The sequence below is a fragment of the Terriglobia bacterium genome (genome assembly GCA_020072785.1).
Classification (GTDB): Bacteria; Acidobacteriota; Terriglobia; order Acidiferrales; family UBA7541; genus Acidiferrum.
Map to the genome: position 1 here is coordinate 991599 of JAIQGG010000002.1, position 19809 is coordinate 1011407.

General features: G+C 63.3%; 19 protein-coding genes. 11 read left to right on the forward strand and 8 right to left on the reverse strand.

What is annotated here, in order from left to right; genetic code table 11:
- Position 1: 1 nt before the first annotated feature.
- On the reverse strand, positions 2-451 hold the full coding sequence (gene tadA / locus LAN61_07560; protein MBZ5540360.1) for a tRNA adenosine(34) deaminase TadA: 450 nt from the start codon (positions 449-451) through the stop codon (positions 2-4).
- Positions 452-625: 174 nt separating this feature from the next.
- Here tadA and LAN61_07565 point away from each other — a divergent pair, with 174 nt between their 5' ends.
- The 5 genes from LAN61_07565 to LAN61_07585 all read left to right on the forward strand — a co-directional run bounded on the left by LAN61_07565 (position 626) and on the right by LAN61_07585 (position 4217).
- The gene (locus LAN61_07565; GenBank protein MBZ5540361.1) at positions 626-1081 is read left to right on the forward strand and encodes an NADH-quinone oxidoreductase subunit I; all 456 of its coding nucleotides are present in this window, start codon (positions 626-628) and stop codon (positions 1079-1081) included.
- Positions 1082-1090: 9 nt separating this feature from the next.
- Positions 1091-2071: a galactose-1-phosphate uridylyltransferase gene (locus LAN61_07570; GenBank protein MBZ5540362.1), complete on the forward strand. Its 981-nt coding sequence runs from the start codon at positions 1091-1093 to the stop codon at positions 2069-2071.
- Positions 2068-2760: a YdcF family protein gene (locus LAN61_07575; GenBank protein ID MBZ5540363.1), complete on the forward strand. Its 693-nt coding sequence runs from the start codon at positions 2068-2070 to the stop codon at positions 2758-2760. The genes LAN61_07570 and LAN61_07575 overlap by 4 nt, the downstream gene beginning before the upstream one ends.
- A gap of 167 nt (positions 2761-2927) precedes the next feature.
- Positions 2928-3452 (forward strand): polymer-forming cytoskeletal protein, encoded by a 525-nt coding sequence (locus tag LAN61_07580; protein ID MBZ5540364.1) that lies wholly within the window; start codon positions 2928-2930, stop codon positions 3450-3452.
- A 147-nt stretch (positions 3453-3599) separates the two neighbouring features.
- Positions 3600-4217, forward strand: coding sequence for a class I SAM-dependent methyltransferase (locus LAN61_07585; protein ID MBZ5540365.1), 618 nt, complete (start codon positions 3600-3602; stop codon positions 4215-4217).
- 847 nt (positions 4218-5064) lie between these two features.
- On the opposite strand, the gene LAN61_07590 is transcribed toward LAN61_07585, so the two are convergent.
- The 4 genes from LAN61_07590 to LAN61_07605 all read right to left on the reverse strand — a co-directional run bounded on the left by LAN61_07590 (position 5065) and on the right by LAN61_07605 (position 8501).
- Positions 5065-5889, reverse strand: coding sequence for a hypothetical protein (locus LAN61_07590; GenBank protein ID MBZ5540366.1), 825 nt, complete (start codon positions 5887-5889; stop codon positions 5065-5067).
- Between the two features lie 146 nt (positions 5890-6035).
- Positions 6036-6893 (reverse strand): hypothetical protein, encoded by an 858-nt coding sequence (locus LAN61_07595; protein MBZ5540367.1) that lies wholly within the window; start codon positions 6891-6893, stop codon positions 6036-6038.
- A 259-nt stretch (positions 6894-7152) separates the two neighbouring features.
- On the reverse strand, positions 7153-7779 hold the full coding sequence (locus LAN61_07600) for an HAD family phosphatase (protein MBZ5540368.1): 627 nt from the start codon (positions 7777-7779) through the stop codon (positions 7153-7155).
- A 14-nt stretch (positions 7780-7793) separates the two neighbouring features.
- The gene (locus LAN61_07605) at positions 7794-8501 is read right to left on the reverse strand and encodes a VTT domain-containing protein (protein MBZ5540369.1); all 708 of its coding nucleotides are present in this window, start codon (positions 8499-8501) and stop codon (positions 7794-7796) included.
- A gap of 450 nt (positions 8502-8951) precedes the next feature.
- Here LAN61_07605 and LAN61_07610 point away from each other — a divergent pair, with 450 nt between their 5' ends.
- Positions 8952-9161 carry a hypothetical protein gene (locus LAN61_07610; protein ID MBZ5540370.1) on the forward strand — a complete coding sequence of 70 codons (210 nt, stop codon included), beginning with the start codon at positions 8952-8954 and terminating at the stop codon, positions 9159-9161.
- A gap of 134 nt (positions 9162-9295) precedes the next feature.
- Here LAN61_07610 and LAN61_07615 read toward each other — a convergent pair whose 3' ends face one another.
- On the reverse strand, positions 9296-10228 hold the full coding sequence (locus LAN61_07615; GenBank protein MBZ5540371.1) for a GNAT family N-acetyltransferase: 933 nt from the start codon (positions 10226-10228) through the stop codon (positions 9296-9298).
- A 272-nt stretch (positions 10229-10500) separates the two neighbouring features.
- Between LAN61_07615 and LAN61_07620 the strand changes: the two genes are divergently transcribed.
- The gene (locus LAN61_07620; protein ID MBZ5540372.1) at positions 10501-11382 is read left to right on the forward strand and encodes an alpha/beta hydrolase; all 882 of its coding nucleotides are present in this window, start codon (positions 10501-10503) and stop codon (positions 11380-11382) included.
- Between the two features lie 67 nt (positions 11383-11449).
- Positions 11450-12226 carry a methyltransferase domain-containing protein gene (locus LAN61_07625; GenBank protein MBZ5540373.1) on the forward strand — a complete coding sequence of 259 codons (777 nt, stop codon included), beginning with the start codon at positions 11450-11452 and terminating at the stop codon, positions 12224-12226.
- Between the two features lie 173 nt (positions 12227-12399).
- Here the strand turns inward: LAN61_07625 and LAN61_07630 are convergent, their stop codons facing one another.
- Positions 12400-14730 (reverse strand): protein kinase, encoded by a 2331-nt coding sequence (locus LAN61_07630; protein ID MBZ5540374.1) that lies wholly within the window; start codon positions 14728-14730, stop codon positions 12400-12402.
- 208 nt (positions 14731-14938) lie between these two features.
- Positions 14939-16624 carry a glycosyltransferase family 39 protein gene (locus tag LAN61_07635; GenBank protein ID MBZ5540375.1) on the reverse strand — a complete coding sequence of 562 codons (1686 nt, stop codon included), beginning with the start codon at positions 16622-16624 and terminating at the stop codon, positions 14939-14941.
- 179 nt (positions 16625-16803) lie between these two features.
- Between LAN61_07635 and LAN61_07640 the strand changes: the two genes are divergently transcribed.
- From LAN61_07640 to LAN61_07650, 3 genes are all read left to right on the forward strand, one after another.
- Positions 16804-17715 carry a lysophospholipid acyltransferase family protein gene (locus tag LAN61_07640; protein MBZ5540376.1) on the forward strand — a complete coding sequence of 304 codons (912 nt, stop codon included), beginning with the start codon at positions 16804-16806 and terminating at the stop codon, positions 17713-17715.
- 175 nt (positions 17716-17890) lie between these two features.
- Positions 17891-18910 (forward strand): UDP-3-O-(3-hydroxymyristoyl)glucosamine N-acyltransferase, encoded by a 1020-nt coding sequence (gene lpxD, locus LAN61_07645; protein ID MBZ5540377.1) that lies wholly within the window; start codon positions 17891-17893, stop codon positions 18908-18910.
- A gap of 79 nt (positions 18911-18989) precedes the next feature.
- On the forward strand, positions 18990-19679 hold the full coding sequence (locus LAN61_07650; protein MBZ5540378.1) for a hypothetical protein: 690 nt from the start codon (positions 18990-18992) through the stop codon (positions 19677-19679).
- Positions 19680-19809 lie beyond the last annotated feature (130 nt).

Here is a 19809-nt window from a genome sequence, read left to right on the forward strand (position 1 = left end):
GCTAGCGGCGGGCGGCGAAGAAAGACTGCAGGAGGGCGGCGCACTCTTCGGCCAGGATGCCCGGGGTGAATTCGACCTGGTGATTGAGCCTGGGGTCGGTGAGCACTGCGAAGCAGGAGCGCACGGCGCCGCCTTTGGGGTCGTCGCAGCCGTAGACCAGGCGGGCCACGCGCGCGTGGATCATGGCCCCGGCGCACATGCTGCAGGGCTCGAGGGTGACGTAGAGCGTGGTGTCCGCGAGGCGATAGTTGCCGAGCACGCGCGCGCCCTCGCGCAGCACCACCATCTCGGCGTGGGCCGTGGGGTCGCAGTCGCGGATGGTGCGATTGCCGGCCCGCGCGATGACTTTGCCGTCGTGGACCAGGACTGCGCCGATGGGCACTTCGCCGGCGGCGGCCGCGGCGCGGGCTTCGGCGAGCGCTTGCTGCTGGAATGCGATGTCGGCGTCCATCTTCAGCCAGAGGATACCATGCGCAAATGGAGAAGGAAGAATCACAGCAGAGAGCAGAGAGATCCCAGAAGATGAGGAGAAGGGAAGTAAGGAGGTAAGGAAGCAGGGAAGTGAAGAAGAGAATGGTAACAAGGCTGCTTGACAATTGCGGGGCCGCGAAACAAACTACCACGCATGCGAGAGCTTCTCGGCCGCATCTTCCAGTACGACTTTTTGAAGGGGCTGGCGGTCACCTTCCGGTACCAGCACCCCAAGAACATTTACACCGAACAGTATCCCCTGGAGCGCCCCAGGATCGCGGAGCGCTACCGGGGCGCGCCGCGGCTGAACAAGAATCCGGAGACCGGCGAGACGCTGTGTATCGCCTGCAATCTGTGCGCGCTGGCGTGTCCGGAAAACCTGATTGTGGTTGGCTGGCAGCGCGATGACGCCACGCGCCGCAAGGTGCTCACGCACTTCACCTACGACACCTCCCGCTGCATGTTCTGCGGCCTGTGTGAAGACGCCTGCCCCACGGATTGCCTGGAGCTCACGCAGGATTTCGAACTGGCATATTACGGCCGCGAGGGCGCCATCTGGGACCGGCATCGGCTCGAAGAAGGCCCCACTCCGGCGCGCTATACTCGCTGAAGACCGGGCATGGAAATCCGCAGAGATCCCATCACGCAAAGCTGGGTGGTTCTGGGGCATCGCGAAGAGCCCCCGGAGAATGACAAGGTGTGCCCGCTGTGCCGCGGGGAGGCGGAAAAGCAGCCGGCCTTGCTGACCTGGCCGGAGCAGGGCCCCTGGCAGATCCGCGTCCTGCCGCACATGGATCCGCTGTACCGCATCGAGGGGGAACTCGGCCGCCAGGCCGAGGGCATCTACGACAAGATGCTGCCCATCGGGGCGCACGAAGTGATCGTGGAATCGCCGCAGCACGACATGCGCTTGGGGCGGCTCAGCGACGAACAGATCGAGCGCGTGCTGTGGGCCTACGGTGCGCGCATCACGGACCTGAAGAAGGACCCGCGCTTCAAATACGTGGCGGTGTTCAAGAACCAGGGCGTGCTGGCCGGGGAAGAGTGGGCGCACCCGCATTCCCAGGTGACGGCCACGGCGTTCGTGCCGCGCCGCGTCAAGTACGAGCTGCACTCCTCGCGCGACTGGTTCAAAGAGAAGGAGCGCTGCGTCTTTTGCGACATCGTGCGCCAGGAGGAGAAGCAGGGCAAGCGCATCGTGGACGTCCAGGGCGAATACTACGCGCTGTGTCCGTATGCTTCGCGCGTGCCCTACGAAATCTGGCTGCTGCACCGCAAGCACAACCATGCCTTCGAACAACCCCGCGCGGGCGCCAATCGCAGGAATCTGGCCGCCCTGCTGGGCCGCACCCTGCGCCGTCTGGAAAAGTTCGCCCCGGCTTTTCACCTTGTGGTGCACACTTCGCCCAATACGCGCAGCAAGAAGGGCGAGCTCTCCGGCTACTGGAAGACCCTGGCCGACGATTTTCACTGGCACATCGAGATCCTGCCCATCGTGCAGACGCGCAGCAAGTCCTACAGCATCAAAGAGGTCTATTACAACGGGGTGCTGCCCGAACAGGCCGCCGAATATCTGCGCAATCTGGATCCCAATTCATGAAGGACGAACGCGGCGGCATTATCCTGCTGCTGATCGTGGCGCTGTTTCTGGCGGCCGTCTGCGGCGTGGCCTATCTTCTGCGCCGGCCCCTGCTGCAATGGGCCGGGAACGCCTGGATCGTCGAGGATCCGCTGGAGCACGCCGATGCGCTGATTGTGCTCAGCGACGACAATATGGACGGGGAGCGCGCCGCGCGCGCCGCGCTGCTCTATCAGCAGGGCCTGGCGCCAGTGGTCGTGGGCAGCGGGCGGCGTCTGCGCCGCTATGCAGGGATCGCGGAGCTGATGGAGCATGATCTGGAAGCGCACGGCGTGCCCCAGGGCGCGATCGTGCGCTTCGCTCACGACGCGGAAAACACGCGCGAAGAAGCAGAACTGTTGGAAAAGCTGGTGCGCGAACGGAAGTGGCGGCGGGTCATCGTGGTGACTTCCAACTATCACGCGCGGCGTGCGCGCTATATTTTCCGCCGCGTTTTTCCGCCGCAAGTGGATGTGCGAGTGGCCGGCGCGCCGGACGAAAATTTCGATCCCGGGAAGTGGTGGGAAAAACGCAGCGGGGTCAAACGGATGTTTCAGGAAACGGTGGGCATGGTGGTGGCGATGTGGGAGCTGCGGGGGAAAAGCGGAACTGCGACGGAGCCGCAAGGCCTTGTAGGAGTAGTCGGGCTGATTCCACAATATATAGTGTAGAGCTTCAGGAAACACCCCAGATTTACGGTCTGCCATTCTTCTTTACACCCACTAAGTGCTGTACTATCTTCACTCTGCGACGTCGCAATTTCCAGCCCGCCCAGACAAATCTGCGACCTGGTCGTAAAAGTTCATCCCTGAGGTGTCGCGTGTGGCGGAAAGAAGACTTGAAGACACAAGCAGTTCCAGAGATTTCCACAAGGGCTGGGAATTCCACAAATACTCCACAAAGTCCCGCCACTCTTCTGCATGAAAAACCTCTGGCTCCTCTCGCCGCACGCGCCGCGGCCTGCATCAGCCAGGGCATTAAGATCCGCGGAGAAATCACCGGCAGCGAAGATCTTTTCGTGGACGGAGATGTGGAAGGCAGTCTGGCGCTGGAATCCGCCAGCGTTACCATCGGCCCCAACGGCAAGGTCAAGGCCGACGTGGTAGCGCGGGAAGTGATTGTGCGCGGCTGCGTGGAGGGTAAGGTGCACGCCCGCGAGCGGGTGCAGGTGTGGGCCACCGGGCAAGTGCACGGCGAGATCCAAACCCTGACACTGGCGATCGAAGAAGGCGCGGTGCTACGCGGCAAAGTGGAAGCCGGCAAACCCGCGGAGAAGGCCGGCAATGCCCTTGCGGTGGCGCCCGCGAGCGTAGAAGAAACTTCGGGTTCGGCGGAAGTTGCGGCGACCCCAGCGGTGAATTAGACCATGAGCTTCTTGCACAAACTTGGACTTGTTGGGGTAAGGCCATTCTCCCGCACGGCGCCGGTGAATCATCACTCGCTGCACGGCAACGGGCTGCACGCAACCGGGCCGGGATTTGCCCCGGTTAACTCCCAGCGGAGCACGGAGATGCAGGAAATCACGCGCACGTCCAAAGGGCTGAAAGAATTCCTCTGGAACCTCGACGGGCTGGGCCGGGGCTCACTGCTGGATCTGGGGCCGGTGTGGCAGACCACGCTGAGTTTTTTTATCGAACGCGGATTCCGTGTCACGGCGGAAGACCTGCTCTGTGCCTTGAAAGACTTTTACCGCGAAGAGGAGAAGCACCTGCAGGTGGCCTCGGGCGGGGCACTGGATACCGCCGTGGACCGCACGCCGGAGGGCCGCGCGGCACGTTTCCTGGAGGGCAACCTGCGCTATCCTGCAGCGTCGTTTGATGCCGTGCTGATGTGGGACCTGCTCGATTATCTCGAGCCGCTTCTGGCGCGGCGTGTCGTTTCCGTGATCACCGAAGCGGTGCGCCCAGGCGGGGTAGTCTTTGCCATGTTCCATAGCCGGAAGCCCGCGAGTTTCCACCGCTATCGCGTAGCCGACTCCATGACCCTGCAGATGCTGCCCGCAGCAGAGATGATTCCCGCACAGCGCGTTTACCAGAACCGCGAGATCCAGGACCTGTTCGGACAATACCGCTCCATGAAATCACTAGTCAGCCGGGACCAGTTCCGGGAAGTCCTGTTCATCAAGTAACCCTGCGAAAATTAGAAATACGCAAACACAGGAGTTTCCCGGTCCGGCCCTCTGCCTGGGCCGTCTTTCCTATTGCATAATCGAAAGCACCGGAGTAGAACGGGGCCAGAGCTCAAAGAGCTCCGGAGAGGCACATGACTCCACCGGACTCAGAGCTGTACAGAAGCTGAAAACACACCGCTTTTGCGGTGCGCGTCGCTGCGAGAGGGTCGCACGGCCGGCGAAACTTCGCAGACGATACAGCAAATTCGCACTAGGGGGAGCCGCCAGGCTCCCCCTTCTGCATTCAGAGCGGAAAGATTGCGCTTACCTGCGGATGGCGGTGGCTGGCTCTTGGCCGTCAGCCTCCGAATTTGATCTGGTTCAGCCAGCGGATGACTTCACCCTGTTGGGCAATGACAGTGGACTGCCAGAGGATGGCACAGAGCATCAGGCTCATAGTGAGCAGAGAGAATGCCAGGACCACGGCCATCTGGGATTCGGAGGCCGGAAGGCGGAGCCGATGCGCGAGCCAAGACATGAGAGAAACTCCCCTTATTCAGCGCGTGCCGGGGCAGTGGCCGAGAGGGGGCAGCGCTGATAGCACCTACTCTCAATCCTGAAGGGAGCAATTCGACTGCCGTTTTTGGAGCCTGCGTGAAATTCGCTAACGTTCTGTAAATGCAGGATTTGCCGGAGCGAATGGCCACCGATCACAGGCCGTTGCCGGCACTCCGTGGGTAAATCACTCCAGAGGAAGGACATTCTGTTTCTCGTCTTACCCGGGAGGGACAGCGTCTCCGGCAGTGGCGGTTTTATGCTGCCATTCGACGAGGTAAATTCGGCGTTACGCGAGCCCCCGGAGGATTCAACCGCGTTGCGTCAATAGGGGGACGATCTCGGACCAGTCGCCCCCAGCCGGCAGCGGAATGCTGCGGACCCGGCCGTCCCCGGTGGCTGGGGACCGCGCTGCGGTGGAGCGCCGGGTAAGCAGAAGGACGCGGTCGCATCCCTGCAAGCAATCCTCAAGTGCCTCCGGGGCGCCAATGCCCACCGTGGCCGCATGGCCATGCAGGGCGCGATCGTACAAGGCGCTGAGCTTCTTGATCGCCGGCCGCGGATCCGCGCCCACGGAAAGCGACCAGAGCGGGGGAACTTTGCGGAGAACGACCTTACGCTGCTGCGCTTCGGTGCAAAAGCGGCGGATAGCCTCCTCATCGGCGCCCACCAGGAAGAACATCTCTTCGAAATCGCGCTGGCGGACCAGTTCCGCGTCGCGGGGCGGCAAGCCGGTGTTCTGCGTCAGCTCTCGCGGGGAGAGCGAGCGCAGGGTGACCACCGGCACGCCGGTGGCTTCGCTCAGCGCTTCCAGGGCCTGCTCCGCGGCCGGCTGGGGTTGCGCGATGGGCAGGCAGACGAAGCGCCCGAGGCGCACCATGCGCTCCACGCGCAAATGAAAATAGTCTTCTGGCAGGTACACGCCGCTGCCGGATTCCGCGATGAAGGGATGGGCATGGCGCAGGCGGCGGATGGGCTCGTCCATCTGCAGGCGGCAGCGCGCCGTCATCAGGACCGCGGGGATGTCGTGCTCGCCCAGGGTCTCGAGAAATCCTGCCAAGCCGGGCTCCGCCTTACCGGTGACGGGCAAGAAAGCATCGATGGCCAAATAGACGACGACCGAAGTCTGTTTCAAAAGGCTCTCCGTGGAGCGCTCTTTGATTGTAGCGGAAAAGAGAGGGGAAGGCTTCGGGCTGTCGCCGCAGAAAGAAACAGGCGGGCAGCATCCGCTGCCCGCCTGTTTCGCCTGGCCACCGCTGTGGCCCGGGAAAGTAAGCCGGTTTAGCTGCCGGAACTGGAGCTGGGCTGGGTCTGCGGCTGCACATTGGCCTTGGGAATGCTCACATAGCCGCTGATCTGGTCCTTGGCCACTTTGTTGATGACCAGTTCCTGGGGAATGCGCGCGCCCGAGGTATAGAAGAAAATCGGCTCATTCAGGATGTGATTCTTCTTTTCGAAGCGCTTATCTTCGACCGTCACAGCCACGCTGAACAAGTTTTTCTTGACGTTTGCGCCGCGGAGCTCCACGGTTACGTTGCCCACCTTCTGCGACTTGTTCTTGCCGGCGATGGTGAACTCGACGTACTCGCGCTCACCCAGACGGCGCAGCTGGTCAATCTCCTCGTGGTTGCGGGCGATCAACGTTCCCAGTTCGCTGCGGGCCATCTTCAAGTCTTCGCGGGTGGCATCGAGATCGGTGCGCACGCCGCCGACCTTGGTATCCACGGTCTTGAGGTCGTTGGTGGTGGCCTTCGTGGCCAGTTCGCTCTTCACCGAAGTGTCCAGAGCGGTGAGTTGCTGCGCCGTCTCTTCGTGCACCTTGGTGGTTTCTTGCCGGGCGGCCTTGAGCTGGCCCTCGGTGATCTTCAGTTTCTTGGTGATGGTCTTCAGGTCGCCCTGAAGCTCGGTGTTGGTTTTTTCCGACTGCGCCAGGCGGTCCTTCAGCCCGGTCACATCCTGATCCACCTTCTGCTTGACGGCGGTGACCTGCGCATCAACGGCCTTCTGGGTGCTGTCCAGTTTCGAAGAAGCATTCCATCCCATGACCAGCCCGCCAATGGCCAGCAAGGCGAGAATGACAATCGCCGGCAGCTGCCAGGATGGGCTGCTATTTGTATCCACAATCGTTTCGTCAGACATGAATCTCTTCCCTCCAAGGAAAATATGTGGCGGTATCTTCCCATAAATGTGCATGTCTAGCACCAAAAAACAATGCGACAGGACGTTTTCTAAGTCTTTCAGGGTCAATGGGATGTGATTCCGACAGGAATTGAGGAGTGTATAAAAGGGGTACTGGGTCCTGCAAACTTTACAGGTTGTGCGTGTTTTAGCGCGCTCGCAGGATTTTTCGACCCACCGGAAAACCATTTTCCGGCTGCAAATGCCTTCGCGCGGCAGCTCAGGCGCCAGGGGTAAGAAGGCCGCGCACGGCCAGTTCCTGCTCGAGTTGCGTGGGGGATTCGAAGACGACTCCGGCCATGCCCAGGCGCTGCGCGGCTTCCACATACGCCGCGATATCGTCAATGTACAGCGCCTCCTCGGCGCGGACGCCGCAGGCGCGCAAGGCCTCCTTATAAATCAGCGGCTCGGGCTTGCAGGCGCCCACGCCGCAGGAATAGATGCGCTGTGGAAAGTGGCGCAGAAGCGGGAACTGCGCCTCGAGATGCGCGACATGCAGCGGGTCGGTATTGGAGAGGACCGCAAGGCGAAAACGGCGGGCGAGCTGCGTGAGGAGCTCCTCGGGAATGATCGGCTCCGAGGAAAGCGCGCGGTTCCACACTTCGCAGAACTGCTCGAAGGCGAGGCCTGTGCCGAGGCGCTGCCCCAAATGGCGGTGCCACTCGGGGGGAGCCAGGCGGCCTTCCTGCCAATCGCGCCAGCGCGGATGCCGCTCGATGGCCACCCAGACTTCCTGGGGAGTGAGGCGCGTGCGTTCCGCAAGTCCGGCCATGGCCGCGGAGATGTCCACGCGTACCAGGACGCGCCCGATATCGAAGATGACGGCGCGTAGAGCCGGCACGGGCATCGTTCAATCCTCTCTCATTCGCCCTCGGCTGCAGGCATAGGAGTTTTGGACGATTTCGCGGCGGCCGAGCGGCGCGCGCGAAAGATTCCGATGATACCCGGCAGGATGGAGAGCAGGACGACGACAACGATGACGTAATGGATGCGCTGGCCGATGTTCGGCACCGAACGCCCCAGCAGGTAGCCGCCCAGGATCATGCTGCTGGTCCAGAAAATCCCGCCGAAGAAGTCGTAGACCAGAAAGCGCGCATAAGGCATGCCCGCGGCGCCGGCCACGGGCGGGCAGAAGGTGCGGATGATGGGCATGAAGCGGGCCAGGATAACCGTCTTGCCCCCGTATTTCTCGTAGAAATCGTGGGCCCGCAGCAAATGGCTGCGGCGGAAGAAGAAGGAGTCTTCGCGGCGGTAAAGAGCCTGGCCGGCGGTGCGCCCAATCCAGTAGCCGATCTGATCGCCGACGATGGCGCAGAGCATCACCGGCAAGAGGAGCCACCAGAGGTGCAGCTTGTCCGCGGCGGCAAAGACTCCCGCGGTAACCAGCAGGGAATCGCCAGGCAGGAAGAACCCGACGAAGAAACCGGTTTCGATGAAAACGATGGTGCAGACAAGCAGGGTCCCGCCCCAGCGGATCAGTCCCTCGACGTCATAGAGAATGTGGAACAGGCTTTGTAAGATCTCGAGCACGGGGGCGGCATCCTCTGCACGGCCGCCACGGGGAGCCATCTGCCCGGGCCGACGCGCGAAAAAAGAGTCACTCCCATACGGTAGCAGAAAATCGCGAGATTCTCTCCGCATTCCCACCAGAGAACAAACAGGGCCGCCATAGCCGCCAGCCAGGACCCGAGGCGCATCATCGGAGAGTCTCCGCGAGCCGCAGGCCGCACGGGGCGCGAACGACGTGGCGCAGCGCGCCTAGCGCCTCATGCCAACGGCGGCGCCCGGAGAGAGGACCCCATTTCATGAGTCCACAGTGCCAATGAGGAACGCTTCGGAACAATGGCCTGGAGGACTCAGGCCAGCAGTACGGCCGTACTTTGCGGGAAGCCCGAGGGCCGCCGTTCCTGCTAGTACTTTTCGCCCAGGCGATTACCCCCTGCGTGCTATTGGCAGGGGCCGCAGGCTGCCTCAAGCTATGGTTGCCGGCGAAGTGGATCAGTGAGGGGGATACACAACATGGCGGACAGTCGCTTCGAAGTGTGGGTCGGGAAAACCGTGGTCCTGCAGGTGACCCTCGGCGACATCAAGGTGCCGCTGCGCGGACGGCTTGTGGGCGACGGGGGCGATGCGGTGCGCCTGCGCGTCGGCGAAGGTTGGGATGTGGATATTTACAAATCCATGATTATCGCTGTGGAAGAGGACACGCTGGCTTTTCAAGCCGCTTGAAGCGGATCGGCCAGGCACAGCGAGCGAATTTCTCCGGCCCAGCATCGTCTCAATCCTCCGGCCCCGGGGCTTCACCCCTCAGAAGCCCCGGGGCTTTTTCTTTCAGGGCGAAGAGGACAATCGGAAGGCCTGTCCTACGCGGGCCAGACGCCGGCAGTGAAGGATTTGAGGGTGCGGAAGCCCAGCGTTTCATAGAGCTGCACCGCCGGGGCATTCACCGCGGTGACAGTGAGCGTCAGTTCGTGGAACTTCATGGCGCGCAGGGTGTCGATGGCGGTCTGCATGAGCAGACGCCCGAGACCGTGCCCCTGATGGCCGGGCAGGACGCAGATCTGGGTGGTGTGGCCGACGCCGGGAGCCACCTCCGACGTCAGCACGGCGGCCAGGAGTTCCTCGCTGCCCGGCTGGCGCAGCAGGAACGACGCGCCGGGGACGAACTGGCCGCAGCCGGGCAGGTGAATGATGTTCTTCAGAAAGCGCAGGGCCCCGTTGCGTGACCGGTATTGATCGTTGATCTCCCCGTCAATATGGTCGGCGTACGCCAGATGGATGAGCCGGGCGCAGGGTTCGAAGAAGCGGTCGCTCCAGTGCTCCAAGCGTAGCCCGGGGGAGAGCGGGACGGGCCGCTTCTTGGCGGCCTCGAGCCGCAAGAGCATGAACTGCCGCGTATACAGGCGGAAACCCTGCTCGCGCAAGGTCTGCTCGACCGGGCCGCCGAAGGGCATGAGCTGAGTTTCGATGCGCGAGAGGTGGGGCAAGGCGCGCAGGGAAAAGAGGACCTCTTCGAGCAGTTGCCGCCCGATGGCCTCCTGCGAATAGCGCGGCGAGACGAACAATCCTCCGACCAGCCCTTTCTGTTCCTCCAGGACGTAGAAGGAATATCCAGCGGGGTCGTCGCCTTCGAAGGCCACGTAGCCGGCCAGGGCGTGGGCGTCCAGAAAGCGCCGAATAAGCTCAACGGCGGTGCCGTAGTCCCAGTGCAGCTCTTCCCGCCAATGGCGCGCCTCTTCGCGAAGCAGGCTTTCGATTTGGAGGGCGGTAACTTGCCGCAAGTCGGTGATTCGCATGGCCAAGGTGCGGGGAACAGGGAAAGCGCCCGCCGGACCATCATAGCCGATTCGGGGGCCGTGCACAGGCGTGCACGCGCGATTGTGTTGTCCGCGGAGGCGTGGAACAGTTGTGATACCATTTTGGCAGGACTCGGAAGAGCACTGCGTACTGCAAACCGCGCGGCCGTTGGACGGACCAGATCCGGGGCCCGAACGGAGCGTTCCACCAGCGAATGTCCATCCTTTTCGAGCTTCGCTACCCAACACGTTGGTACAGCAAACTTGTCGCTGTGGCTGTCGTTCTTGTCCTGTTCACCGTGCTGGCGACCGGAGCGGTCTCCGGCTTCCTGCTCTACCGCATGGTCAAGCCGGATCGCACCAGCTCCGAAATCAACATGCAGAGTTTTCCGGGGCGGCCGGAGGTCGTGCATTTTACGGTGGCGGGCCTCGGCGACCGCGAGGGCTGGTTTTTCCCTGGTTTGAGGGGCGCCCCGACGATTGTGCTGTGCCACGGCTATCAATCGAGCCGGGGAGAGCTGCTGACCCTGGTTTCCGCGTTACAGGACCACCAGTACAACGCCTTCGTTTTCGATTTTGCCGGACACGGCAAGAGCGCCGGAGTCACCACCTTTGGCTACCGCGAAGCGGCGGAACTGCGTGCGGCCATTGACGCTCTGGCGCAACGCAGCGACGTGGATTCGAACCGCTTTGGTGTGTGGGGCTACAATCTGGGCGCCTACGCTGCCCTGAGCGAGGCCCAGGGGGACAAGCGCGTCCGCGCCCTGGTGCTGGACTCCGTCTACGACCGGCCCGGCCAGATGGTCAAGGTGGAGATCGAAAAAACCGGTCTAGCGGGCTTTCCGCTGATGGTGCGTTCCGCACAATTCAGCTTCCGCTGGATGAACGAGGAGTTCCGCGACACCCCTCCACTTTCCAAAAATCTGGCGAAGCTTGCGGGCGTGCCGAAACTCTTTGTCCAGGCGCTGGACAATCCGGAACTAGCCGCGACCACCCAGCAGCTCTTCGCGCAGGCTCCCGAGCCGCGCGAGCAGGCTATCCTGCCGCGCGGCGACTTCGTCAGCATGGGGGATGACGACCGCAAGGACTACGAGAACCGCATCGTCAGCTTCTTTCTATTGCGGCTGCCTCCGCTGGGTGCCGCCAGCCGCTGAGCCGGCGATTTCTGTGCTTCCCGCTGAAATCGTGACCTGGCGCCGCCGCGCCTGTTAGACTTTTTCCATGCGCGATGCCTGGAGCCCGGACACCTACAACCGTTTTAAAGAGGAGCGCAGCCAGCCTTTTTACGAGCTGTGCGCCATGGTCCAGGCGCGCTCGGGAATGCGCGTGCTGGACCTGGGTTGCGGCCCGGGCGACTTGACCAGATATCTCCACGAACAACTGGCCGCGCGCGAGACGCTGGGCTTGGACGCCTCGGACAACATGCTGGCGCAGGCCCGGCCGCGGGAAGGAAACGGCCTACGCTTTGCGAAGGGGAAGATCGAGGAGCTGGACGTTCCCGGCGTGTTCGACCTGATTTTTTCCAATGCCGCGCTGCAGTGGGTGGAAAACCACGCGGCGCTGTTCGAAAAATTCGCCGCGCGCCTCGCGCCGGGCGGGCAACTCGCCGTGCAGGTGCCCTACAACGAAGAAAGCGAATTTCACCGCGCGGCGCGGGATGCGGCGGCGGAGTTTCGCGAGCCGCTCGGCGGCTACGTGCGGCATCTGGTGGCCCTGGCTCCGGAAGCCTATTCGCAGCTGCTGTACCGGCTGGGCTTCGCGGAGCAGAAAGTGATCCTGCGCGTCTACCCGCACGAAATGCCGGCGCTGGACGCGGTGGTGGAGTGGTACCGCGGGTCGCTGCTCACCGCGTATGAAGCGCGCCTCGACGCCCTGACGTTCCAACGTTTCATCGCCCGCTACGGCGAAATCCTGCACCAGCGCTTCGCCGATGCCCAGCCGTTTTTCTTTCCGTTTCCACGCATTCTGCTGTGGGGCAGGAAAGGTTCGCGGGCGTAACTCCGTAATTGGGCCGGAATTTGTTGCGAATCACCCGCGCTACAAGGGTAGCCCGCCTTTGTTCCTCGACTCTCCAGCCGGCAATTTGCAGGGGCGGTTCGCGAACGCCGCTTTTGCGTCCCGATTTATCGGGACCGCCCGGCTCCAGAGGGCCGGGACACGTGCGCGCTGCCTCAGGTCGTCGGGAGGCCCAGGCGCCGCGCAAGGTTCTGAAACCGCGGATCGGAGTGCAGCGGCTGGAAGCGGGGATCCTGTCGGAAATGAATCAGAAGGCTGGAATGCTCCTCGTAGGCTCTTTCCAGCCAGGCGAGCGCCTCATCCTTGTTGCCCAGGCCCATCTGCACAACCGCAATCTCGTATGCGGAAACATATTCGCGTTTAGACCGCGTGATCATTTGGACCAACATTTTCCTGGCTTCCTGCGTTCTGCCGGAGACCGCGTACGCGTGGGCCAGGTCCGCCGTCGTGTCCGGGAGGGCTTTCTCTAACTCGGCGATGGCTTCTTGGTTCTTTCCTTGTTGTTCATGAGCCCAGCCCAAGACTGTGAGGGCAAAATGATTTCCCGGGTCCATCTGCAGAACTTTCCTGCAATGCTGCTCCGCCTCGCCGTAGTCGCCGGTGTAGATGCAATGCCACCCCACACACGCAGTCATATCCATGTCGAGGGGAGCGATTTCCGCGGCGCGTTGAGTCTCCTCCCGGGATTCTTCCCCGCGGCCCATGGCCAGCAGATAATGCCCGTAGAGATGACGGGTAACGGCCTGGTTGGGATTCAGCTCCAGAGCCCGCCGGAACTCTTTTTCGGCCTCCGTGAAGTTCCATTCGTATTCCAGCTTGACCGAAGCGAGATACGCGTGAGCATCCGCGAGGTCCGGGTCTAAACTGAGAGCTCGCAGCGCGAATTCCCTCACCTTTGGATAAGCTTCTTTGGGCGCTAAGCCCTCCCCGAATCCCCGCCAGTAGTACGTGGCCGCCAGGCCGACGTAGGCGGCGGCGTACGCGGGATCCAGTTGGATTGCCTTCCTGAAGTAGAGTTCGCTCTTGCTCGAACCTTCTGCATATTTTCCCCTCAGGTACGCCTCCTGCGCCTGAGGATCCACGGCACGAACGTTGGAAAGGCGCCCCTCCTGATTGGGAGTCAGCGTTACACCAATTTCCTGAGTGACGCTACGCGCGACCTCGCTTTGCAATGCCAAAATGTCACGCACCTCGCGGTCATAGGTTTGCGCCCACAAGTGCCGGTCGGTAGGGCCCCGGATCAACTGCGCGGTGATCCGCACCCGGTCGCCAGCCCGAAGGACACTTCCTTCCACGATGGCATCCACATTCAATTCCCGGGCAATCTCGGGAAGCGGCTTGCTGAGCTTCTTGTACGGCATCACGGATGTGTTCGACGTCACCCGCAGGGCGCTGATCTGCGCTAAGTCCGTGGTCAGCATGTCGGTCATGGCATCGGCGAAATACTCCTGTTCCTTGTCGCCAGAAAGGTTCTTGAAGGGCAGAATCGCCAGTGACTGAATGCGCTCCGCATGCGCACCGCTCAGCAGCCGTTCGCGCCAGCCGCCGGCATCAAATCCCACAAGAATGGCCAGCAGCCCAAGGGACGCTCCTGCCGCCAGGAGCGGCGCGCGCCGAGCCAGCGCGGGCTTGCGCGAAATCGCTGGAACGGTCGCAGGTGCGCCCAGCCGCCGCAGGTCCACGGACAACTCTCGGGCGGACTGGTAACGATCCTCCGGCTCCTTTTCCAAACATTTCAAAATGATTCGTTCCAATTCCGGTGAGACCTGGGCCTTTACGGCGCGCGGCGCTTCGGGCGCCTTGTGAAGGATGGCGTCGGTCAACTGCGCCGTGACGTACTCGGGGAAAGCGCGCCGGCCTGTCGCCATCTCGTACAACACGGCTCCCGCTGCCCAAATGTCGCTTCGAGAATCAATCTTCTCCGCGCACAACTGTTCGGGCGACATGTAGGGTAGCGTCCCCGCTGCGGCCCGGGTCTCACTCAAAGTGTCTGTGGTGGCAGCCTCACTGACCGGTTGCAACAGCTTTGCAATCCCGAAATCGAGGATCTTCACCCGGCCATCCTCTGTCACCAGGAGATTGCTGGGCTTCAGGTCGCGATGCACCACACCTTGCTGGCACGCAGCTGCTAGCCCATCGGCCACCTGCACACCCAGGCGCGAAATTTCCTTTTCCGTTAACGCGCCTTCGGCCAGCTTCTGGTCCAGGGTGACGCCGGGGATGAATTCCATCACCAGGAAGTCCACATTCCCCTGAGTGTCGAAGTCGTGCACCGTCTCGATGTTGGGATGGTTCAGCCGGGAGAGAGTGAGGGCCTCTTTGCGAAAGCGTTTGCGGGCGGACTCGTCAGCCAGGGTGCCGGGGGGCAGGATCTTGAGGGCCACGTCGCGGTCTAAGCGCTCGTCATGGGCACGGTAGACCACGCCCATGCCACCCGCACCAACCTGCTCCAGGACGCGGTAATGGGAAAGCGTCTGACCAATCACCGGAGAACTCCTTCCCCAGTCTGATTCGCATGTTAGGCTTCTGGTAAAGTAGTGTCAATCGAATGTCGATTCATTGCCCTTGTGGGCGAACGCCTCGTCGCGCTCTACGGCGAAATCCTGCACCAGCGCTTCGCCGATGCCCAGCCGTTTTTCTTTCCGTTTCCGCGCATTCTGCTGTGGGGCAGAAAGCGTCTCCGCGCGTAACCGGCTATTTCTTCCATTCCGGAGTCGCCAGCCCGCTCACTCCGCCTGCAGCAGCCGTCTTCACCAGGTTTCTTCGCGTGGTCACCGCGCCCAGGAACTCGTACCTGATCCCCTGTTCATCAAGGGCTTCCAGGCCGGCACTGGAAACAAAGACATAGCTGAGTGGCGGACTGCCGGGCGTCCATTCCGGCAGTTCCCGATGAAAATAGAAGTTCAACGCGTATTGCCAGTTGCGGTCCATCTGTGCCGTGAAGACGCTGTGGGGTGCTGGACCAAGGGCTAAGACCAGCCGTGCCGCTGTTCGCGGCGATTGACACGCATCCATCCACGGCAGCTCGTATCGCTCGATGGCATGGACGAGGAGGACAACTGCCAGCACGCTGGAAATCAAGGCTCCCTTCCTGCTCCGTGCGCCAATCAAGACCGTGAGAGCCATCGTTTCCCCGATGATGAGGAGGAGTAGTGCGATCTTGTACCCGCGTGGCGGCTGGGGCATGGAGTTAACGTGCGTGTAGAAACGGCCGAAAAGGAGTGCAATCGCAAGAAACACAGGCGTCAGCGCCACCCACTCGAGGCCCCAGCGCGACCTCCTGCTTGTGCTGTGCAGCAATTCCCTGGCGCTGCGGGAGGCCAGCAAAACCATCGGGGGAACCGCGGGGAGAATGTAGCCGGGGAGCTTGGATTTGGAGAGCGAAAAAAACGCGATGGGGAAAAGCGACCAGCAGAGAAGCAGAATGCCCCTGGATCCGGGCCAACACCCGGTGCGGAAACCTTTCACGGCTTTGCTGAGCAGGGGGACGAGGAGCAGCGACCATGGAAATATAGCGAGCACCAGGATCGGGATATAAAACCAGAAGGGCTGGATGTGGCGAAATTCGGGCGTGAGATAGCGTTTGAAATTGTGCTCGATGATGAAGACGCGGAAGAAATCGGGGTTGCGGCGGGCGCAGAGGATATACCAGGGTAGCGCCGTGGCGAAGAAGGATGCGAGCGCGGCGGGGTGAAAAAGGCGGAAGGCGTCGCGCCAGCGCCTGGTGAAGACGGCCCAGAAGAAGACGGCGCCGCCGGAGAGAATGACGGCAGCAGGGCCCTTGGCCAGGACCGCCGCGCCGAGGAAGAAGCCGAAGGCGCCGAGCGCGAGCCAGGGCGTGGGCTGTGGCGATGTGTCGCTGCTGTGGCGCGGGAGACCGAGGACCACGGCGGCGGCGGCCATGGCGATGGTGAGCATGCCGCTGAAAGGCATGTCCGTGGCGGCGGCGTGGGAGAAGCCGAGCATGCCCACGCTGGTGGGCAATAGCAGAAGCAACCAGCGCGCGGTCTCCGCGCCGTACAGGCGCCAGGCCAGCCAGGCGAGCGCCAGCGTGGCCAGCAGCGCAGAGACGGCGGAAGGCAGCCGCGCGGCGGCTTCGCTGACGCCGAAAAGTTTGAAGCTGAGCGCCCCGCCCCAGTAGTAGAGCACCGGCTTCTCGAACCACGGCTGGCCGTAGAGCCGCGGCGTCACCCAGTCCCCGCTTTCGGCCATGTCCCGGGCGATCCAGGCGTAGCGCGGCTCATCCGGCCCGACGAAGCCGATGGCGCCAAGATGGCTGAAGTAGCAGACATAGAGCGTGGCGACGATGAGCACACCCCAGCCGAGCTTCGCCGCGCGGCGCATCGGTGTTTCCGGCGTGATGGGATCTGGTGCGTTCATGAGCGGGAGCGGCCAGTCTAGCATCGCCGCCGTTTCGCGTCAGCCTGCCCCTTCCGTTATTCTGCGGAAGGCCGCGGCGGCGTCCCGCCGGCGCTGCGGCACAGTTGGAACTGGCAAGCGGAAACGTGGAGAATGCATACTGACGGGAGCCGGCTGCGGTGCGGCCGCACAAGAGGCAAATGAGGGAAAGCCTGGAATACGGCGCGGTGTGGCTGCTGTTGCGGCTGGTGGGGGCGCTGCCGCGGCCGGTGGCGCGCGCGTTGGCCACGGGCGTGACCCGCTTGCTGCTGCTGTTTCTGCCGAAGCTGCACAAGACGGCGCTGTTCAATCTGCGGCTGGCGTTTCCGGAGTGGAGCGAAGCGCAGCGCCGCGCGGTGGTCGGCAAGATGGCGCGGCAGCTGGGCTGGATGGCCGTGGAGTTCGCGCGCTTTCCGCGCCTGACGCCGGAGAACATCGAGCAGGTCGTCCTGCTCGACGGGCAGGAGAACTATCTGGCGGGGCGCAGCCGCGGCAAGGGCGTGCTGGTTCTGACCGGGCACATCGGGGCCTGGGAGCTGTCGTCCTTCGCGCACGCCCTCTACGGCTTCCCGCTGCATTTCATGGCCCGCCCGCTGGACAATCCCCGCGTGGATGCGCTCATCAACCGCTTCCGCTGCCTCAGCGGCAACCGCCCCATCTTCAAGAACGAATCGGCGCGAGCCATGCTCAAGATCCTGCGCGAAGCGGGCACGATCGGCATCCTGGCGGACCAGAACACCATGCCGGAAGAGGGCGTCTTCGTGGATTTTTTCGGCACCCCGGCCTGCAGCACGGCGGGGATTGCGCGCGTGGCGCTGCATACGGACGCCGCGGTGGTGCCGGGCTATGTCTGCTGGGACGCGAGTATCCGCAAGTACCGGCTGCGCTTCGAGCCCCCGCTGGAGTTGGTGCGCACGGGCGACGCGGAGCACGACATCCGGGAAACTACCGCGCGCTTCGCGAAAGTGCTCGAAGGAATCATCCGCAAGCATCCCGATCAGTGGGTGTGGGTGCATGCGCGGTGGAAAACGCGCCCGGCGGGCGAGCCGCCGCTGTATCCTTTTCTCAGGTGACCGCACCATGGTTGCCGGAAGAGTCTGGTGTACGGTCATCTCTGAAAGCGCGGTCTTCGCGCGAAGAATCCCGGCGTGAGGGGTGCAAAGACCGAAAGCGGAGATTCGCCGCTCCCGGCATGAAATCGCCGGGGCCTCGGGATGACATTGATGGGGTGTGAGGAAGGGGGCAGTCATGGGCAAGACCGCACGCGAGCTGGCCGAGGCGCTCGGCCTGCAGCTGGAAGGCGACGGGAACGTGCTGTTGCGCGGCGTGGCCGCGCCGGAACGCGCGGGTCCGCATGAGCTGATCTATGTGGACGCGGAGAAGTATGCGGCGCGCGCACAAGCTTCGGAGGCGCTGTGCGCCATCGTTGCCGAAGAGATATCGCTGGCCGGGAAGACGCTGCTGCGCTGCACCAAGCCCAAGGCCTCGTTTGCCCGGGCCGCGGAGCTGCTGCTGGAGCGTCCGCTCATCGCTGCGGGCATTCACGCGACGGCGGTCATCGCCGCGTCCGCGCAGATCAGCCGGGGCGCCGCGGTGGGCCCTTATGCCGTGGTGGAAGAAGACACCTTCCTGGGCGAGGGCGCGCAGATCGGCGCGCACTGCGTGGTGGGGCGGGGAAGCTGGATCGGAAGCGGTTGCCGGCTGCATCCGCGCGTGACGCTCTATCCGGGCGTGCGCCTGGGCGCCCGCGTGGAAGTGCATGCCGGCGCGGTGCTCGGCGCGGACGGTTTCGGCTATGCTTACAGCGACGGCCGCTACTGGAAATTTCCGCAGATCGGAATCGTGGAGATCGGCGACGACGTGGAGATCGGCGCCAATACCACGATCGATCGGGGTTCCCTGGGCGACACGCGCATCGGCGACGGCGTGAAGCTCGATAACCTCGTGCATGTAGGCCACAACGTGGAGATCGGGGCGCACACCGTGATCGCCGCGCAGACCGGGATTTCCGGCTCGTGCGTGCTGGGCCACCACGTGGTGCTTGGCGGGCAGGTGGGCCTGGGCGAGCACTGTACCCTGGAGGACGGAACGATTGCCGGCGGGCAGGCCGGCATTCTCAACGGCAAGACCATCCGCAGCGGGCAGACCGTGTGGGGCACGCCCGCGCGGCCGCTCGAGAAGTTCAAGGAGCAGCATGCGTGGCTCGGCCGGCTGCCGGATCTGGCGGAGCGCTTGCGCCGGCTCGAGCAGCGTATCCTGAAGCCATGAGGCCGCGCGGGCGAAGCGGAGCGCGTTGACCGCTTCACGGTCACACAAAAGGTTGACCGCTTCGCGGTCACGCAGAACAATGACGAGCGAGGCAACAGAACGTGTCGTGGTGGTGGGCGGGCACACCCGCAACATCGGGAAGACGCAGCTGGTCTGCGATCTGATCGCCGCGTTCCCGGAGGCGCACTGGGTCGCGGGCAAGATCACCCAGTACGGCCACGGCGTGTGTGCGCAGAACGCCGAAAACTGCGGCTGCGCCCCCGAGCAGCACGCCGCAGCCCTGGACTGGGAGACGCGCGCGGACACCGGCACGGACTCCGCGCGCTTTCTGGCCGCGGGGGCGCGGCGCGCCTTCTGGTTGCGCACCAAACAAGGCTACCTGGCCGAAGGTTTGCCGCTGCTGCGCGCGGCGCTGCGGGAAGCCGCCGCGGATAGCGGTCCCGGGCCGCGCAACGTCATCCTGGAAAGCAACTCCTTGCTCCAATTCCTCAAGCCGTCGCTCTATCTCGTGGTGCTCGCGCCGCGGATGGCGGACTTCAAGGACTCAGCGCGGCTGGTCTTGGACCGGGCAGATGCCGTGGTGCTGCGCGACCCTTTGCCGGAGGCGGCCGGGGAAGCGACGGATGTGGAGCCCGCGTGGCGCGGCGTGCCGCTGCGGCTGCTGGAGGCCAAACGTTGCTTCCTGCAGCGGGAAGGGGAGGCGTTGCCGGAAGGTCTGCGCGGACTGGTACAGGGCTTGTTGCAGATCGGGACCGCGGCCGCGCTCTGATACTAACCTGGTACCTGCGCAACATCTTAGCCGTTGACCACCGGCGAAAACACGGCGATAATTTCTCTGGTCGTGTGGTCGGAGATTCCGCGCTGGTGTGTCCCTACGGGGAAATGATTCGCAGGATGGC

Bases quoted from the DNA above. Each gene is read 5' to 3' on its own strand.
- tadA (MBZ5540360.1), bottom strand. From the start codon at position 451: ATGGACGCCGACATCGCATTCCAGCAGCAAGCGCTCGCCGAAGCCCGC.
- LAN61_07565 (MBZ5540361.1), top strand. From the start codon at position 626: ATGCGAGAGCTTCTCGGCCGCATCTTCCAGTACGACTTTTTGAAGGGG.
- LAN61_07570 (MBZ5540362.1), top strand. From the start codon at position 1,091: ATGGAAATCCGCAGAGATCCCATCACGCAAAGCTGGGTGGTTCTGGGG.
- LAN61_07575 (MBZ5540363.1), top strand. From the start codon at position 2,068: ATGAAGGACGAACGCGGCGGCATTATCCTGCTGCTGATCGTGGCGCTG.
- LAN61_07585 (MBZ5540365.1), top strand. From the start codon at position 3,600: ATGCAGGAAATCACGCGCACGTCCAAAGGGCTGAAAGAATTCCTCTGG.
- LAN61_07595 (MBZ5540367.1), bottom strand. From the start codon at position 6,893: ATGTCTGACGAAACGATTGTGGATACAAATAGCAGCCCATCCTGGCAG.
- LAN61_07600 (MBZ5540368.1), bottom strand. From the start codon at position 7,779: ATGCCCGTGCCGGCTCTACGCGCCGTCATCTTCGATATCGGGCGCGTC.
- LAN61_07605 (MBZ5540369.1), bottom strand. From the start codon at position 8,501: ATGGCTCCCCGTGGCGGCCGTGCAGAGGATGCCGCCCCCGTGCTCGAG.
- LAN61_07610 (MBZ5540370.1), top strand. From the start codon at position 8,952: ATGGCGGACAGTCGCTTCGAAGTGTGGGTCGGGAAAACCGTGGTCCTG.
- LAN61_07615 (MBZ5540371.1), bottom strand. From the start codon at position 10,228: ATGCGAATCACCGACTTGCGGCAAGTTACCGCCCTCCAAATCGAAAGC.
- LAN61_07625 (MBZ5540373.1), top strand. From the start codon at position 11,450: ATGCGCGATGCCTGGAGCCCGGACACCTACAACCGTTTTAAAGAGGAG.
- LAN61_07635 (MBZ5540375.1), bottom strand. From the start codon at position 16,624: ATGAACGCACCAGATCCCATCACGCCGGAAACACCGATGCGCCGCGCG.
- LAN61_07640 (MBZ5540376.1), top strand. From the start codon at position 16,804: ATGAGGGAAAGCCTGGAATACGGCGCGGTGTGGCTGCTGTTGCGGCTG.
- lpxD (MBZ5540377.1), top strand. From the start codon at position 17,891: ATGGGCAAGACCGCACGCGAGCTGGCCGAGGCGCTCGGCCTGCAGCTG.
- LAN61_07650 (MBZ5540378.1), top strand. From the start codon at position 18,990: ATGACGAGCGAGGCAACAGAACGTGTCGTGGTGGTGGGCGGGCACACC.